Origin of the sequence: Kosakonia sp. AG348, assembly GCF_003337365.1 — a bacterium.
Taxonomy (GTDB): Bacteria; Pseudomonadota; Gammaproteobacteria; order Enterobacterales; family Enterobacteriaceae; genus Kosakonia.
The window spans coordinates 17,145-33,820 of record NZ_QPJR01000005.1; the positions used below are offsets into that span (position 1 = coordinate 17,145).

General features: G+C 44.5%; 15 protein-coding genes. 2 read left to right on the forward strand and 13 right to left on the reverse strand.

The annotated features are described in order from the left end of the window. Nucleotides 1-241 precede the first annotated feature (241 nt). From DFO56_RS13465 to DFO56_RS24750, 11 genes are read right to left on the reverse strand one after another with little or no spacing between them, the layout of a single operon-like run. On the reverse strand, nucleotides 242-1,492 hold the full coding sequence (locus DFO56_RS13465) for an ATP-binding cassette domain-containing protein (protein ID WP_045514517.1): 1,251 nt from the start codon (nucleotides 1,490-1,492) through the stop codon (nucleotides 242-244). A gap of 42 nt (nucleotides 1,493-1,534) precedes the next feature. Next, the gene (locus DFO56_RS13470) at nucleotides 1,535-2,287 is read right to left on the reverse strand and encodes a cysteine peptidase family C39 domain-containing protein (protein WP_082071826.1); all 753 of its coding nucleotides are present in this window, start codon (nucleotides 2,285-2,287) and stop codon (nucleotides 1,535-1,537) included. A 15-nt stretch (nucleotides 2,288-2,302) separates the two neighbouring features. Then, nucleotides 2,303-3,244, reverse strand: a complete 942-nt coding sequence (locus DFO56_RS13475) for a hypothetical protein (RefSeq protein ID WP_045514507.1) — start codon at nucleotides 3,242-3,244, stop codon at nucleotides 2,303-2,305. A gap of 42 nt (nucleotides 3,245-3,286) precedes the next feature. Continuing rightward, a complete protein-coding gene (locus DFO56_RS13480) occupies nucleotides 3,287-4,012 on the reverse strand; it encodes an SDR family oxidoreductase (protein WP_045514505.1) in 726 nt (241 codons plus the stop codon). Between the two features lie 18 nt (nucleotides 4,013-4,030). After that, nucleotides 4,031-4,267 carry an acyl carrier protein gene (locus DFO56_RS13485; RefSeq protein ID WP_313626350.1) on the reverse strand — a complete coding sequence of 79 codons (237 nt, stop codon included), beginning with the start codon at nucleotides 4,265-4,267 and terminating at the stop codon, nucleotides 4,031-4,033. Nucleotides 4,268-4,281: 14 nt separating this feature from the next. Further along, on the reverse strand, nucleotides 4,282-5,067 hold the full coding sequence (locus DFO56_RS13490) for a MaoC/PaaZ C-terminal domain-containing protein (RefSeq protein ID WP_045514502.1): 786 nt from the start codon (nucleotides 5,065-5,067) through the stop codon (nucleotides 4,282-4,284). Then, entirely contained in the window at nucleotides 5,064-6,305 is a 1,242-nt protein-coding gene (locus DFO56_RS13495; protein ID WP_045514500.1) for a beta-ketoacyl synthase, read from the reverse strand. The genes DFO56_RS13490 and DFO56_RS13495 overlap by 4 nt, the downstream gene beginning before the upstream one ends. Nucleotide 6,306: 1 nt before the next feature. Beyond that, nucleotides 6,307-7,695, reverse strand: coding sequence for an efflux transporter outer membrane subunit (locus DFO56_RS13500; protein WP_045514498.1), 1,389 nt, complete (start codon nucleotides 7,693-7,695; stop codon nucleotides 6,307-6,309). Next, nucleotides 7,692-9,632 carry an ATP-binding cassette domain-containing protein gene (locus tag DFO56_RS13505; RefSeq protein ID WP_114413877.1) on the reverse strand — a complete coding sequence of 647 codons (1,941 nt, stop codon included), beginning with the start codon at nucleotides 9,630-9,632 and terminating at the stop codon, nucleotides 7,692-7,694. Before DFO56_RS13505 ends, DFO56_RS13500 begins: the two co-directional genes overlap by 4 nt. Next, nucleotides 9,633-10,790, reverse strand: coding sequence for an efflux RND transporter periplasmic adaptor subunit (locus DFO56_RS13510; protein WP_045514159.1), 1,158 nt, complete (start codon nucleotides 10,788-10,790; stop codon nucleotides 9,633-9,635). A 58-nt stretch (nucleotides 10,791-10,848) separates the two neighbouring features. Then, the gene (locus DFO56_RS24750) at nucleotides 10,849-11,067 is read right to left on the reverse strand and encodes a hypothetical protein (RefSeq protein WP_152641198.1); all 219 of its coding nucleotides are present in this window, start codon (nucleotides 11,065-11,067) and stop codon (nucleotides 10,849-10,851) included. A gap of 123 nt (nucleotides 11,068-11,190) precedes the next feature. Between DFO56_RS24750 and DFO56_RS13515 the strand changes: the two genes are divergently transcribed. Next, nucleotides 11,191-11,433, forward strand: coding sequence for a hypothetical protein (locus DFO56_RS13515; RefSeq protein ID WP_045514161.1), 243 nt, complete (start codon nucleotides 11,191-11,193; stop codon nucleotides 11,431-11,433). 661 nt (nucleotides 11,434-12,094) lie between these two features. Here the strand turns inward: DFO56_RS13515 and mqo are convergent. Beyond that, nucleotides 12,095-13,750 carry a malate dehydrogenase (quinone) gene (mqo, locus tag DFO56_RS13520; RefSeq protein WP_045514163.1) on the reverse strand — a complete coding sequence of 552 codons (1,656 nt, stop codon included), beginning with the start codon at nucleotides 13,748-13,750 and terminating at the stop codon, nucleotides 12,095-12,097. 274 nt (nucleotides 13,751-14,024) lie between these two features. Here mqo and DFO56_RS13525 point away from each other — a divergent pair, with 274 nt between their 5' ends. Next, on the forward strand, nucleotides 14,025-15,260 hold the full coding sequence (locus DFO56_RS13525) for a SulP family inorganic anion transporter (RefSeq protein WP_045514165.1): 1,236 nt from the start codon (nucleotides 14,025-14,027) through the stop codon (nucleotides 15,258-15,260). Here the strand turns inward: DFO56_RS13525 and mgtE are convergent. After that, nucleotides 15,223-16,659 (reverse strand): magnesium transporter, encoded by a 1,437-nt coding sequence (mgtE, locus tag DFO56_RS13530; protein ID WP_045514168.1) that lies wholly within the window; start codon nucleotides 16,657-16,659, stop codon nucleotides 15,223-15,225. The genes DFO56_RS13525 and mgtE overlap by 38 nt on opposite strands. Nucleotides 16,660-16,676 lie beyond the last annotated feature (17 nt).

The window sequence follows — 16,676 nt, forward strand, 5'->3', positions numbered from 1 at the left end:
AGAATGAATATGCAGGAAGAGCTCTGAAAGTGGATGGGTCGATTATGCCGGGTACTTACACTAAGAGCCTGTATAGCACAAACCCTGCGTTTTTTATGCCCGCAATTGACTCAGGTCTATGGTCTAACTCCTTACCGATAATACATCTTGAAAAGTGTTACCGTTTTTGTAATACCTAAAAGTTAAAAAGAAGCTGGCCATAAGCCAGCTTCTTTTCAGATAGTTATCGCATGTATAACGGTCAATGATTATCCAGGTCAATAACATTATCAAACAGGGATAACGTTTTAACGTCATGGGTAGATAATACAATCGTTTTATCACTGGTCATTAAAGAGTCTAATGCCAGCATAGCACTTTTTTCATCGAGATTAGCGGTCGGCTCATCGAGCAAAATAATAGATTTAGATGAAAGTAATGCCCTGCAAAGCATCAATCGTTGTAATTGACCGGAAGAGAGAACGGGATTACCTGGCGATATTTTAGTGTACAACCCTGCAGGCAAAGATGTAATTACCTCCAATAAACCAAATTTCCTCAACATTTCGCGGCAATCACGTTCATTAGCCTCTCCACCACTATACCAGACGATATTATCATAAATCGTGCCGTTAAATACGATAGAGCCTTGTGGAAGATAATACACATTGGAATAAAACAGATGCAGGTCATCTTTATTTATTTTTTGACCATCTATAATGAAATCACCGTTTCCTGGCTTATATAATCCAGCCAATAATTTCAATAAGGTGCTTTTCCCAGCACCGGAAGTTCCTATTACAGCGGTCCTGGAATGCAACGGTATTTCAATAGTTAAATTTTTAATAATTGCACTATCGGGTCCATAACCAAATTGTAGATTCTGGACACAAACTGATTCTTTAATTGTAGAATGCTGACGAGTAATGTCGATTTCTTTATAAGATAACATATCTTTTAATCGCTCATCAGAGACCTTTTGCAGTTTCTGTGCAACGCAACATTGATAGAATTGATTGATGCTATCCATCGCAATCCGTCTGAAAAACCAAAAGGCAATCACATTTCCGTAAGATATATGTAATTCACTTATGCTATAGAATGATATCCATAAAAACAACATTGAATCAATATTACTCAGAAATGAAAATATTGCATTCTGTCTAATATCGGTAGAGCTTACCTTTTTGTATCGATGAAACAACACTTCAAGTAAATGATTATACCTTCCAAGAACGCCAGTGCTTAGCTCACCAGATCTAATAGCCTGGATTCCATTTATTGTTTCAAGATTAAATGTTTCAATATCCGAAACACTTTCTTCAAAGCTTTTTGCAAATGACTTTTTGATACCTGCAAAGTAATAACTAACGCAACCAAAAATTGCCATAGTTCCGATTGAAAGGATCGACAAAACAACATTTAGCCATAACATTATACATAGAGTTATAATTGTTATAGTCAGTGCCTTATATTTATCATTAAGTATTTTTTCCCTGTTCAGAATAGCCATTCCAATGGAATTAATCCGCTGATTAATATCAGCAGAAGATCGTCATTCAAAGTAAGAGATATCTTTCTTTAATAACCTTTTAAATAATGAAGGCTTATATTTTGTTGCTGCATTTATCGCTGCATTCAAACCATATTTGTTACTAATGTATTGCAGGAATGATATAAGACAAAACAGCAGAATCATTCCCATAAACATAATATTGATCTGTTCATCTAAAAAGAAATGTTGATCTTTCGATATAAATGAGAACAACATCGGCGTAATCAAAGAAAAGAGCGACAAAAATATTGCCAGTAAACATCTTTTCATGATCCCCGGAAAAGAGAGTTTTTCTAGCCACCCACTTTCACTTCTAATTTTACCCGAGCTTTTTTTATCCTTATATAATGATTCATCAAGGATCAAGCCAAACCCCGTTGCCGATAATTCAAGTTCTTCGGCCGAGATCATTAGCCTGCCAGTAGCAGGGTTTAAAACCTGAAAGAAGGCACCGTGATGGCTATATACATAAACATAATGATTTCCGCCATAATGCAATATACATGGAACGGGTAAATATTGAATGCTACTAACATCAAATTTAACCGGTAAGGCCTCATACCCGTATGATTTAAGTATAGTAACTAATAAATCGAGGGACGTACCATCACCGCCACCCCATTTATCACGTAAGTCAGTTAATGTAGTATTTTCACCTAAGGTATTGAGCATCATGCAAGCACATGCAAGCCCACACTCGGATATTTCTCCTTGATAAACCATTTCAGGAGAAGAATAATATTTCTCTTTCATAATATTAAATAAAACCTAAAAATTATAACTATAGAAGGACGTGTAGTGCCACAAAGTCCATTCATTGTTATATCTGCAGATACCCTGCTCAACTAACTCAGGCATTTTCTTTTCGATCTTGCGATGGTCAACGCAATCTAAAATATCTATATTTAAATTATTTTTATCATCCAGCTTGATACAGTAAAATAACGTCGACTGTTTTAGCAGGCGGCTAAAAACAGGAAGACCTGAGTGCAACTCACAGCTTCGCTCCAGCAATCTAACTGGAAACGTTTTCATTTTTTTCTTTGTAAGCCTGGTTGTACATTCCGGAAGTGCATCAGGAAAGATAACAAGGTTCTTTTGATTCTCTACCAGGGAAAAAATAATATCCTGCAAACTATTGCCTTCATTACCCTCCATTGCTTCAGGGTTGAATTGTTCAATAGAGATACCCTGCGAGTTATTATTTTGCTTTTCATGGAGACTTTGCATTGAATTGTGCACAGAGACAACGACAACCGGCTTTCCCGTAACCCGCGCGGCAATCACCGTCTGTAAAATATCCGAGACGGTGTGCAATGGCGCAAATATCAGATGAGAAGATATATTATTTTCATCAATATAGCTCCTTATTTTTCCTGCACAAGCTTCCAACTGCTCCAGCAGTTGTTTATTCTCATTAACCAGCGCATTTTTTAATATTTTTTGTCGCATCACACAAAAAAAATGTGTTGTGGTGCTTTGCAAACCAAGAACGTTGTAATGCGTTTGCCTGAAGCTATTATTCAGGCCATAACTCTTACCAAATAGAAAACAATATCTCTCCGAAATATAGAGTAAAAATCGGTAATCTATATATTTAAAAAATAAAGCTATCAGCTTGCTTTTTATTGTTCTAAAAATGGTTATTTTCTTGTAATAAACACGAACATAACCTGACAATAACAAACTAAGAAATTCAAAGCCTGGCATCACGCTCTCAACTGGTCTGTATTTGTGAATTATACCTGAATGTTAAGCGGTCATTCCGCCATCAAGCACAATTGTTTGGCCTGTCATATATTGACAAGGTTCACTAATCATAAATCGTGCAACCTTTGCCACCTCTTCCACAGAGCCAAACCGGCGCAGCGGGATTTGTGAACGTAATTTTTTCAAGGCATCTGGCGATAAGTTGTGCGTCATATCACTGTCTATGACTCCCGGAGCCAGGCAGTTAACGCGAATACCAAATCGAGCAACTTCAAGCGCCAGTGACCGGGCCAGCCCAAAATGAGCCGCTTTGCTTGCACCATAAACCGTTTGACCAATATTGCCTTTTATTCCCGTTACCGAACTCACAAGCAAAATAACACCATCGCCATTCGCCATCATTTCAGGCAGGAGATACTTATTCCAATAAAAAATGGCATTGAGGTTTGTATCAATCACATTCCGCCATTGCTCAATCGATTGACGAATATGCAGTTCATCCTGAGTGACCCCGGCATTATGTATGACGGCTTTAGGCGGTCCATATCGATTTAACAAATCCTTCGCAACCGTTTCCACCTGCACAACATCACAGTTATCGCAAACCACATGCTCAATGAAAGTCTTACTGGACTGATTATTTTCATCCGGGCTGGATTTTGTCGACCGAGAAGTGAATACAATATTATTGTCACTACGTAATTCATTGACAATGGCTGAACCAATCCCGCGATTTCCACCTGTAACAAGGATCCATGAGTCACTCATTATTAATCACCTGAAATGCTAAGCTGATAAAACGGATGTACAAAACTCTTTAAGAGTAATGTCAGTTGATTTCATTGCTGCTTCGAAATTTATAGTTATATTAAATTGCTTTTTTACCATTACCATTAGTTCTACATAGTCCAGGCTATCCAAACCTAATTCTGAAATAGTCGTTTGCTCGTTTATCTCTTCTAAAGGAAGATCTTTTGCATCGGCAATAGTGCTTGCAATAGCGTTATAAAGTTCTGTGTACATATTCATTTCACCTGTTAGTTAATGGCAACTTTCAGTGTCACCGACATTTGCATGAGTGTATTTTCTTTTTCTTTTGCCGCCACCTGAACTTGAATTAACCAGCCGTAATCTGCATCACCGGTTATCAATGGCCTTGCAATAGAGAGACACAAACCTTCAATTTTTTGTCCCTCTCTGTAAAACAAGGAAGAATGGCAATAGAAATCATAATGCGTTTGTAATACGTGTTCCTGCGACAACAGCGCTGATAGCGAATGCACGGGAGTACATTTATTTAAAAAGTCGGCAGGAAATAAATCCTTAGCCCTGAATAGTTCTCTGAACATTACTGAGGATAAAAAAACGGCATAATTTTGTTCTATGTCAGCAGGCCACAGTGCAACAACCTCATCCTGATATTCCTTCGACAAAACCCTTTCAACAATAACATCGTTGATGGTTGGATAATTTGCCTGAGAAATAGTGCCGCGAATATGTGTGATACCGGTTGAGGAATCAATCAATTTGAAGGTTGTCTTTATTTCTCCATCATTATGGCGTAAAGAGTACATCGTGCCACACGATACTGGTTTTTCAAATTTTGCTGAAAACTTTACCGGAGCAGAATATGCTGCGCTAAAAATACCGGAATGATTAATCAGCTCATTTTGTACATCTGCCAGTACACGCATGCCATGCGCAACCAATGCTGTTTGATTCAGTTTAGCGACAGCAAGTAGATCAAAGTGTATCGGGTTGTAATCACCAGAAAAATGGGCCCAATGCTTTGCGTGAAAGTCATCATATGTCATGTCTGTCATAACGAGCGACCTATGACCAGAGCAGCATTTGTCCCCCCGAACCCAAAACTGAGATTCAGTACATTATCTACAACAGTCTGACGATGCTGGTTTGGAATGAAATCAAGATCACATTCTGGATCGGGGCGGTTCAGATTACGTGTTGCCGGCAGGATATTGTTTTCCAGCACCTTCAGACAGACAATGCTTTCGAAGCTACCTGCTGCAGCAATCAGATGCCCGCTGTATGATTTTGTACTCGAAACGGGGATCTCATATGCATACCGCCCGAAGACATCTTTAATCGACTGTGTTTCATTGAGATCGTTGAGCATGGTTGATGTTCCATGCGCATTTATATAACCAATTTCATTAGCGCTTAGCCCCGAATCCGCTAACGCTTTCTTGATAGTAGAAACGCGTGAAAGCTTATCCTGTGCAGGAGCGGTAAAATCAACTCCATCGGAAAAATTCCCGTATCCTTTAATTTCACCGAGTATGGTCGCCCCTCTTGCCAGCGCTGATTCGCGCTCCTCCAGACACAGGATAGCCGCGCCTTCAGATAAAACGAACCCCGAGCGGTCAAGACTGAATGGGCAAGAGGCTTTTTGGATATCATGTTGTTCATGCGTTAACGCCTGAAGCACATCAATCATCCACACCGATGCATTTGATGTCAGTGATTCACTTCCACCGGCAAGCATCATGGTCATGTGCCCATTTTTAATTAATTCATAAGCCTCGCCAATAGCCATGCTCCCCGTGGCACATGCTGCTATCGGGGTATTTTGATACCCCCTCAATCCCCACATGATGCTACAGGCGGCCGTTGCGACGCTTGGCATTGCATGAAAGCAGCTAAACGGCGAGCCAACACCAACAAGTTTATAATCATCATAATTATGGTAGGCGTCATCAATTCCCCCCCAGCCGGTGCCGACAATCGTGCCGCATTTCAGGGGGTCGTAGATATCGGCAGGTAGAGACTGGTTAAATGCCATTGCAACAGCTTCCTGCGCAGCCGCAAGACCAAGCCGTGCAAAACGCGGTAATTTCCGTCGAATAGAAGCAGGAACCCCCGTTAACTTAGGTTCATGCGCAATCAAGCCATAAAATTTCGAGTTAATACTCGCATCCGTTTTATCAACGTACTGATAGCCTGTTTGGTAATCCATAATAGATTTCCAGCTTTCTTCCGCTGAGCTTCCCAACGGCGTAATCGCACCGTAGCCGGTGATAACAACGCGTCTATGTTCCATTTTAACTTTTTACCTTGCTGTTAAATTCACCACCACCGATTGATAATAAAAACTTCATCGTAGAAGTTAGATAATCGTACTGACAATCGGCGTATGAAATTTTCTGGTTAAGAACATTGTCCTGAGAGTCCAGTAAGGTCTGAAGCGATATATAACCAGACCTGTACTTGACTGTATTTATTCGCATCAGATTCTGAGAAATTGAGAGTGTCTTTTTTTGCATCTCAAGACCATATTCAGCTTTTTTTCTGGCATCTAAAGCGTTCTCTACTTCAGATAATGCATTGAGCACGACTTTTCTGAAGTCATTAACTGATAACGCGACAGCAATCTTTTCTTTTTCTAATTCAAAACTCAACTTTCTCCACTGAAGCGGTGGGAAAGCGGTCGAGATAGATTGTAATAAGGTTTGCTCGCTAAACCATTGTGTGAAAATGGTGCTCCCCGCCCCGATCGTCGCGCCCAGTGAGATAGAGGGAAAGAAGTTAATCTTAGCCAGATCATAACCGGTAATTGCTATTTTTATTCTGGATTCTGCGGCGCGTATATCCGGGCGCAGCGATATTATGTCCACCGGTTTAAACAACGGCAGTTTGATATCCTGGTATTCACCAAGTCCTTTTTTTTCTTTCGGACGATCAATACTGTTTTTGTTATAGACAATGGTCATGGCGTTACGCTCATTTTCCCTTTGGCTAATAACATTCCGCAGTTGTAACTCGCTTGAATAAATAGCTTGCTTTGCTAATAAGACATCAGATCTCGCGCCTGCTCCGCTTTTATATTTAGCATTAACGACCAGATATGTAGACCTAGCGATCTCAAGCCGTTGTTTGTAAAACTCAATTTGTTCATTGAATTTAGCAATGTTCCAGTAACTTTTGGCAATTGAATCAATAATAACCAACACAGTGTTTTGCAAATCTTGTTCACTGGCATCAATGTTCCATTTACCCTGCTCTCTCGTCCTCGCTAACTTACCCCATAAATCAAGTTCATAGCTCATTGACAAAGAAGAGCTGTAACTCTCTGTTGAAGGAGTACCTTGCAATAAAGTGCGGTTATTACTTGCACTCGCTGACATATTAAAATCAGGAAAAAGATTCGTATTTATTTCGCCTGAATCCAGCTTGCTTTTTAACAGATTCAACGCGGCCGCATGCAAATCGTTGTTATTCCTCAGCGTATCATTAATGATCGATGATAACAGGGGGTCATTGAATACACTCCACCATGCTTCATTGGTGACAGCATTTTTATAACCTGTTTTCTCGCTTTGCCCCGCCGTTGGAAATTTTATCTCTGGCATATGATATTCAGTTTTCAACATGCTGCCGCAGCCTGTGCATAATAAGCAAAGCAAAAATAATGATGTTTGTCTGAACTTCATTTGTAACCTAATGCTTTAGCGGGCGTATAAGATGATGCTTTCTTCGCCGGAACGTAACCGAATACGATGCCGATGAAACATGAAAACGCACAGGCAATAACAATCGGTGTTATTGTCAAAACCATGTCAAATTGGTTCGTCACTAGAGGGAATATAATTCTGGCTAAACTCGTTAAAGCCACGCCGACGGCTCCCCCTAAAAAACAGATAAATACAGACTCGATTAAAAATTGCCTTTTAATATCAGCAGGACTCGCGCCTACAGAAAGACGAATGCCAATTTCATGAATGCGCTCTGTCACTGAAACAAACATAATGTTCATAACGCCCACCCCACCAACCAACAGCGAGATGGTTGAAATAGCTACCGTGAGCAGTTTCATTGAGGTAGAAACATTCTCGATCATTTCTGCCACGGACTCATTCGTGACCGTAAAGAAGTCCTTTTTACCGTGTGAAAACGTGAGTGCTTGCTCTATTTTCTCTCTTATAAGCTCAACCTGAGTCGGATCTTTGGCCCGAACCTGGATGGCTTCAAAAGGTATCAGACCCGTAATCCGGTTTATGTACGAGGTCCAGGGTATCCAGGCTTTTAATGTCGTCTTTTCCGATGCCGTCGAGATATCTTTGATCACCCCGACCACCTCAAATGGGTAGCCGGAAATCTGCAAATATTTTCCTACTGCTTCATTCGAGGAACCGAATGCGGTTTCTGCAAGCCTCGAGTCAATAACGGCAACAGCATCACTGGCGGTTATATTGTCAGTTTCAAACAAATGGCCAGCTAACACTTTATCGGCATCGAAGTACTCCTTACTGATACCGGTAAGCGCAGCGTCAATATCACTATCACCGCTATTTATCGTCGCTGTTGATGTTATCACCGGTGAAATTTTACTTTCCGGTAATAGCTCGGTAAGCATATCAACATCATCTTTTTCAAGAAGCTTATTGCCGGGATCTGGCATTGACTTCCAGCTGGTGCCGGGCCTGATTTCAATGGTGTTGGTGGCTAATAAATTCATTTCTTTCATAACACGATGGTGTGCGCCTTCACTTATGGCAATAGACATAAGCACAGCAAAAACCCCAATAATGACACCCAGCATTGACAGAAACGCTCGTATCCGGTGGCCGTTCAGTGCTCTAAATGCAGTTCTGAATGCTTCGACTATCCCAAACATCATGCCAAGCGGATCCTTTTCAAGTACCCTGGTGCATGCTGCCTGGAGGTCACTGGTTGATACGCTGCTTTCGTCTTTCACGATCCGGCCATCATTCATGTGTATGATTCGGTCGGCCTGTGACGCAATATTGCTATCATGCGTAACAAGGATAATCGTTTTGCCCTTTCGGTTAAGCGTCTTGAATATGTCCATAACCTGGCAACCCGTCACACTATCCAGAGCACCCGTCGGTTCATCTGCCAGAATAATGTCGGCATCATTCATTAGCGCTCTGGCAATGCTGACGCGCTGCTGCTGTCCACCAGAAAGTTGGTTTGGGTTAAAATCAACGCGATCGCTTAAGCCGACCGACTCAAGTATTTTTTCCGCACGTTCATTTCTATTTTTATAGTTTTTTGAGGTGTATTGTGCGGGTAAAGCGACATTCTCTTTCGCGGTTAAGTAAGGCAAAAGATTGTATTTCTGGAATACAAAACCAATATATTTATTTCGTAACTCAGCAACTGAGTCTGCTGTTAACACCGATACGTCAATGCCGTAGAATGACATCTGCCCAGCGCTAATATCATCTAAGCAGCCAATGGTATTCATCAGCGTGGTTTTACCCGAGCCTGATGGCCCGACGATAGCGATAAACTCGCCTTTTTTAATGGTTAGCGATACGCCTTTCAGTGCAGAAACGATTTCTCCACCACTCTCATATCGTTTATAAACGTCTGATAAAATAATATATTCATCGGTGCGGCTCATTTAGTCGCCACCCTTTATTATAATATCGCCTATTTCTAATCCTTTAACGATCTCAGTAATTTTTGCGTTCTTAATCCCGGTTTGTACGCGTCTTTTTTCTATTTTATTATTGTGAAGTACATTGACGATATAATGATCTTTGCTAACCATTTCACCCAGGTAGTTTGTCGGGACGGCTTTAACGTTTTTTTTCTCTTCAACAACTAAATAAACCTGTACCGACATAGCTGGCTTTAACACATGCTTATCATTTACTACGTCAAAACTCCCATTGTAATAGGTAGCTGTTTTCTTACTCCCGGCAGAATCACCTGAACTGCTCTTCATATCGTAAAGCATTTCTTCTGGTATTTGCTGTATCCTGTTTAGCATCCCTTTATAACGGGTGTCAGGAGAAGCCGTGACAGTAAACCATAAAGGCATACCAACCCTGGTTTTCAAAATATCCATTTCTGATATTTTGATATTTACAGTCATGATATCCAGATTAGCCACCACCAGAATTGTCGGCGCACTCTGTGATGAAACAATAGTCTGCCCTTCCTGGGTTAATATACCCAGGACGACGCCATCAATGGGCGACGTAATACGCGTGTACGCTAAGTTTGCCTGAGCAGTGTTTAACTTAACTCTGGCCTGAGCTATTTGAATTTCATTTATATCTAGCTGTTCTTTATCACTTTCATATTTTGTTTTCGCCGTCTCGAGGTCGCTCAGCGTTGTGGCGTCATCCAGTGACATTTTCTTTTGTCGGTTATAATCGCTCTTAGACTGTTTAAGCGACAGTAACGTGATCTTTTTTTGCGCTAATGCATTATCCAGCTCAGATGTAGCACTATCGACATCATTTTGTGCAAGCGTAGGATCGATCTCAGCCAGCAACTGGCCTTTTTTAACTGCATCACCTTCCTTCACATGCAGCTTATTGAGCCGTCCATTAACCTGCGCCCCGACACTAACTTGCTCGTTAGGTTTTAGAACGCCGGTCGTGGTAATCAGTCGATCGATATCAGAGTAGGTGACGTGAGAACTTTCTTTCTTCGTATTTTCAGTAACGTCACTTTCCGAAAGAAATACGCTATTAACTGCATATACAGCAGGAACTATAGCTACTAATAAAGTCAGAAAAAAAGGTTTTATCTTCACACTGATGACCATTATAAAAGGCCAGAAACTGGCCTTTGTTTTAATTTTACTGCTTAATTAATGTTGAGAATTACTTCTCGTCACAACGTTTTTCTAAACCATTTTTACCTGATTCACGACGGAACCAGCCATACACGCCGTTAGGACGGTTATCAACAAAATAACATTCACCGTATGGGCCAACCATTCCGCCCACAACTGCTTTACTTTCTTTGGATTCTAATACTGTTGCTTTGAACATTTTAATTCCCTTGTGTAATAGTGCTTCAATTATTTGCAAATCGTTCATTTCTGAACAGGATGAAATATATCGCATCACCCCAGGATCTTTTAATCAATAAAAAATCAAAAGCATCTTTAAAAATTTAAAGCGCTTTTTTGAAACTTTTAAATTTTTTTTGAAGTTTTTAAAGTGCTTTTTGAAGTTTTTAAAGCGCTTTTTGAAGTTTTAATGCGTTTACTTGAAGGTTTTAAAGCGCTTTTTGAAGTTTCAGTGTGTTTACTTGAAGGTTTTAAAACGCTTTTTGAAGTTTTAGTACGTTTATTTGAAGGTTTTAAAGTGCTTTTTGAAAATTATAAAGCATTCGTGAAAGGTATAAGTGCTGTTTTTTTAAAAATTTCTTTGCACGTCATTGTAAATGTAGCAATTATGTGAAGCAGCTGATAATGAGGTGCTATCATGCAGTCGATGATTATAAAGGTTTTGCCGTAGCCGCCATTTAAATCGCGCACTTAATCGATACTGAAAATCTGGAAAAGAAGTTAGGTAACGTGCTGAAGGCTCCGCATCATGTTGAATAACTGCCCGATAAGGACAGTTGACACCTGGCCGATGCAATACGCACGTTCGCCAGTTCACCGGGGGTTTTTAGTGTGAGCAACGCCAGTACGCAGCCCGCAAAGTAACGGGGTCGCAGAACCGTTCGTGAAGACATTCAAACGAGATCACGTCAACGTAAATGAATTACCGGATGCGGTATACGTGATGAAAGCTGTTATATGAAAGGGATTTCCAGTAAAGAGTCTGTCAATGGAGAGGCTCACAGCTTTGATGAAATTATATAAATCATAATGTTGTATTAATATATTTAATCCTCTCGTACCGCCCCAAAAACCCATAAGAAACCAATCCATTGCGGTTGATTTTGTTATGTCTGCGCTATGCGCAAGAGAACAAACAGCCCGAGATAGATGCCCTCCCCCATCATTGGTGATAGTGATACTGCGGCCAACAAAAACTCACTAATCCATCAGCGGGGGAGTGTAATAAAAACCGTAACGCATTCGTCACGGTTTTTATGTTGCAGTAAAAACGATTACAGCGCGATATCCGCAACCTGCTCGCCGTCATTGTGCGGCTGTGTTGTCGGTTTTTGCACCGGTGGCGTGATATCTGCTACCAGCGACTCGTCGCATTTCAGGCCGAGGATCTCGCTGGTGTAGCGCAGTTCCTTGTCTGCGGCTTCAATATTGCCATTCAGCTCGGTACCGAAAGAAGGAATGATCTCTTTCAGTTTTGCCTGCCAGGCATCAGAAGCGAAGCGCTCAGCGAACACTTTCTCCATCAACTCCAGCATGATTGGCGCTGCGGTCGAGGCGCCCGGTGACGCGCCAAGCAGCGCGGCAATGGTACCCTCTTTATCGCTCACGACTTCGGTTCCGAGGCGCAACACGCCGCCCTTGCCCGGCTCGCGCTTAATAATCTGCACGCGCTGACCCGCCTGCCACAAACGCCAGTCCTCTTTCTGCGCCAGCGGATAGTACTCGCGCAGCGCATCGAAGCGGTCGTCCTCATTTTGCAGCACCTGGTTAACCAGATATTTCACCAGGCTGAAGTTGGTCATCCCCACGGTCAGCATCGGCAGAATGTTCGACGAGTTAGTCGAACGCAGCAGATCCCACAGAGAACCATTTTTCAGAAAACGCGTCGAAAACGTAGCGAATGGTCCAAACAGCAGCACGCGTTTGCCATCGATAATGCGCGTATCAATATGCGGTACCGACATGGGCGGCGCGCCCACGGTGGCCTGGCCGTAGACTTTCGCCAGATGGTGATTGACCACTGCCGGGTTTTCCGCCACGAGGAACTGCCCGCCAACCGGAAAGCCCGCATAGTCTGCCGCTTCCGGAATACCGGATGCCTGCAACAGCTTCAGCGCTGCACCACCGGCGCCAATAAAAATAAACTTCGCCTTGATGATCTGCTCCGCGCCAGTTTGCAGGTTATGCAACGTCACATTCCAGCTATTGTCGGCATTGCGTTTGAGGCCGCGCACTTCAGTGCCCAGCTGCAAAGCGAAGTTCTCTTTTTTCTGCAACGAACCAATCATCTGGCGCGTCAGTTCGCCAAAGTTCACATCGGTGCCGATTTCGGTACGGGTGGCGGCAATTTTTTGCCCGGCATCACGCCCTTCCATCACCAGCGGCGCCCACTGTTTGATCTGTTCGGCATCTTCGGAATAGCGCATACCGCGGAACAGGGAACATTGCTGCAGCGCTTTGTAGCGCGCGCGCAGGAAGTTCACATTGTCGTCGCCCCAGACGAGGCTCATATGCGGCACGGTATTGATAAATGAACGCGGTTCGCGCAATACGCCGGTTTTCACCTGATGCGCCCAGAACTGGCGAGAAACACGAAATGCTTCGTTGATTTCAATCGCTTTTTTAATACTGACAGAGCCGTCCGCGCTGCGTGGGGTGTAATTCAGTTCCATTAAGGCGGCATGCCCGGTACCGGCATTGTTCCAGCCGTTCGAGCTCTCTTCCGCCAGGGCATCCAGCCGTTCCACCATGGTAATCGACCAGGTGGGTTCGAGATCCTGCAACCAGGTTCCCAACGTGGCGCTCATGATCCCACCACCGATTAAAAGCACATCTGTTTCCTGCTCTTTCGATGCGGACGTTTTTGCTGCTTTTGAGACAGCATTAAGCCCGACAGCCATCGAAAACAGCCTGGCAGTCATTTTTTTCATGATGATATTGCCTTACTTTTAGTGCTGCTTTATTCGCATTTATTGAGGGTAAAGTAGTTAGCACCCCTAACGTAGCACTTAAAAAGTGAGATTTAAATAATGTTTAAACATTAAATATTCATTGTATTAATGTTACTAATAAGTTGATTTTTTGCATTATATTTAACACTTATTGCTGGTCACTCTGCCCGGAAATCTGCTATCATCCCCCGCTTTGCCGAACGCAGTGATACCGTTTGTCACTGCTTTTCTGGCATCCCACCTGCGAATCTTTATGACTGAAAAATCAACCCATTCTGTACTGCGCGTAAGCCATCTTCTGCGCTCACCACAGCTTTTTACCCGTGAAGTTCTGGCAGGCGTAATCACCGCGCTGGCACTCATCCCGGAAGTTATCTCATTTTCGGTTATCGCAGGTGTTGACCCGAAAGTAAGCCTGATAGCCTCAGTAGTGCTTTGTTTTAGCATGTCTTTGCTCGGCGGGCGTCCGGCAATGGTCACGGCGGCGGCGGGATCAGTCGCGTTGGTTATCGGTCCGATGGTTCATCAAAACGGTGTGGAATACATCCTGCCGGCAGTTTTACTCGCGGGTGTGATGCAGATGATTTTCGGTCTGAGCGGAATGTCGCGGCTGATGCGCTTTATCCCACACGCTGTAATGACCGGCTTTGTTAATGCGCTGGGGATATTGATTTTCTGCGCTCAGGTGCCGCATTTCTGGCATAAAGATCCCCTGATTCTGGCGCTGTTTACCCTGACCATACTGATTGTGCTGTGGCTCCCGCGCTGGGTAAAAAGCATTCCTGCGCCGCTGGTGGCGATTGCGCTGTTCACCGCGTTCACCGTTTTTAGCGGTCAGGTGCTACCTACCGTGGGGGATGAAGGTTCAATGCAGGGCGGGTTGCCTGGCCTGACGCAATGGCTGGTACCATTGAACCTGCATACGTTGAGCATTGTCTGGCCGTGTGCGCTGAGCATCGCGTTTGTCGGCTTGATGGAGTCGCTGCTGACCGCAAAATTGGTCGACGATCTGACACATTCGCCATCGAATAAAAGCCGGGAAAGCACCGGGCTTGGGATCGCGAACATTCTGGCTGGCTTCTACGGCGGGATTGCCGGGTGCGCCATGATCGGCCAGACCATTGTCAATGTGGAAATGGGCAAAGGCCGCACGCGTATCTCGACCCTTGCTGCTGCGCTGGTGCTGTTACTGCTGGTAACGGCATTAAGCGACGTGATGGCGAAAATCCCGATGGCGGTACTGGCCGGAATTATGGCGATTGTCGCGTTCAAAACCTTTAACTGGAGCAGTGTGCAACCCGCGACGCTGACGCAAGCGCCAGTTATCGAAACGCTGGTAATGCTGGTCACCGTGGTTGCCACCGTCAGCACCGGTAATCTGGCTATCGGCGTTGTTGCCGGGCTGGTTACGCTGGCGATTACGCCAGCCGCGCTGCGGGAAAAGAGCCTGTCTACAGCAAAAAAATCGTCGCCAGCCCAAGAAAAATAAAGAAACCGCCGGTATCGGTAATCGCGGTGATCATCACGCTGGAGCCGACCGCCGGGTCGCGCCCCAGCCGGGTCATCACCATCGGGATTAACACCCCCATTAGCGCCGCCATCAGCAGGTTCAGCACCATTGCCAGCGTCATCACGCCGCCCAGCGCCGCATCGTCATACAGCCACCAGGTGACACCGCCCATAATCCCGCCCCACACCAGACCGTTAATCAGCGCCACGCCCATTTCACGCAGTATAAGAAAGGTAAAGTTGCCCGGCTGAATGTTCTGCAATGCTAACGCGCGAACAATCATGGTAATGGTTTGATTCCCGGTATTGCCGCCGATACCAGCGACAATCGGCATCAGCGACGCCAGCGCCACCAGTTGCGAGATAGTGTGTTCAAAACCATCAATGACGCGTGATGCGATAAAGGCGGTACACAGGTTGGTTGCCAGCCATACCCAGCGGTTTTTCACCGCTTTACTTACCGGCGCGAAAACATCTTCCTCGGTACTTAAGCCCCCCATCTGGCGCATATCGTTGTCGGTCTCTTCGTACACCACATCAACGATCTCATCGATGGTCAAACGGCCCATCAGCATGCCGTTTTCATCGACTACCGCCGCGCTGAGCAAGTTATCACGCTCAAAAGTGCGCGCCACTTTTTCCGCTTCGTCTTCAGGGGAGAAGGTCACCGGATCGGCATCCATCACCTCGCTTACCCGCCGTCCGGCGGCGTTAAGCAGGATAGTCTGCAGCCCAAGTTCGCCCATCAGCCGGTTATCACGCCCGATAACAAACAGTTTATCGGTGTTCTCCGGCATTTTACCGAGACGTCGCAAATAGCGCTGGACGGCCGCCAGGGTGACTTCTGAGCGTACGGTGATAACTTCAAACGCCATAATTGCGCCGACGCAATTTTTGCCATAACGCATGACCTGCCGCATGCGGGCGCGCTCTGTCGGCGGCAACGTCGCCATCAGCCGTCCGGTGAGGTTACGCGGCAGATGCTGCACCAGCCAGATTTGCTCATCAATATCCAGCGTTTCGAGCGCATCCAGCAGCGCGCGGTCGCTCATCTCATCGATCAGGTCATCCCAGACGTTTTCGGACGCTTCAAGCAGCACTTTGCCGCGCTTATCATCATCGATGAGCCGCCATAACGCGTGACGTTCAACCACCGGCAGCGCTTCGAGGGTGTCAGCCAAATCCGGTGGCGGCAGGTGCGAAACCAGCACTTTCACTTCGGCGAGATCGTGCTCAAGCTCGGCACTGTCGACCTGCTCGACCAGCGTGATTTCGCCAAGCAGCGCGGCGGTGAGCGGTTTATGGGTGGTGAGCAGCCAAATCAGCCGCGCACGCTCTTCATCGCGCAGTTTGACGCTGTTTTTTTTGATAACTGACATTGGCCGGTGATCCCTGA

Coding starts and splice junctions, on each gene's coding strand:
- DFO56_RS13465 (WP_045514517.1), bottom strand. CDS start 1,492: ATGGCTATTCTGAACAGGGAAAAAATACTTAATGATAAATATAAGGCA.
- DFO56_RS13470 (WP_082071826.1), bottom strand. CDS start 2,287: ATGAAAGAGAAATATTATTCTTCTCCTGAAATGGTTTATCAAGGAGAA.
- DFO56_RS13475 (WP_045514507.1), bottom strand. CDS start 3,244: ATGCCAGGCTTTGAATTTCTTAGTTTGTTATTGTCAGGTTATGTTCGT.
- DFO56_RS13480 (WP_045514505.1), bottom strand. CDS start 4,012: ATGAGTGACTCATGGATCCTTGTTACAGGTGGAAATCGCGGGATTGGT.
- DFO56_RS13485 (WP_313626350.1), bottom strand. CDS start 4,267: ATGTACACAGAACTTTATAACGCTATTGCAAGCACTATTGCCGATGCA.
- DFO56_RS13490 (WP_045514502.1), bottom strand. CDS start 5,067: ATGACAGACATGACATATGATGACTTTCACGCAAAGCATTGGGCCCAT.
- DFO56_RS13495 (WP_045514500.1), bottom strand. CDS start 6,305: ATGGAACATAGACGCGTTGTTATCACCGGCTACGGTGCGATTACGCCG.
- DFO56_RS13500 (WP_045514498.1), bottom strand. CDS start 7,695: ATGAAGTTCAGACAAACATCATTATTTTTGCTTTGCTTATTATGCACA.
- DFO56_RS13505 (WP_114413877.1), bottom strand. CDS start 9,632: ATGAGCCGCACCGATGAATATATTATTTTATCAGACGTTTATAAACGA.
- DFO56_RS13510 (WP_045514159.1), bottom strand. CDS start 10,790: ATGGTCATCAGTGTGAAGATAAAACCTTTTTTTCTGACTTTATTAGTA.
- DFO56_RS24750 (WP_152641198.1), bottom strand. CDS start 11,067: ATGAACGATTTGCAAATAATTGAAGCACTATTACACAAGGGAATTAAA.
- mqo (WP_045514163.1), bottom strand. CDS start 13,750: ATGAAAAAAATGACTGCCAGGCTGTTTTCGATGGCTGTCGGGCTTAAT.
- DFO56_RS13525 (WP_045514165.1), top strand. CDS start 14,025: ATGACTGAAAAATCAACCCATTCTGTACTGCGCGTAAGCCATCTTCTG.
- mgtE (WP_045514168.1), bottom strand. CDS start 16,659: ATGTCAGTTATCAAAAAAAACAGCGTCAAACTGCGCGATGAAGAGCGT.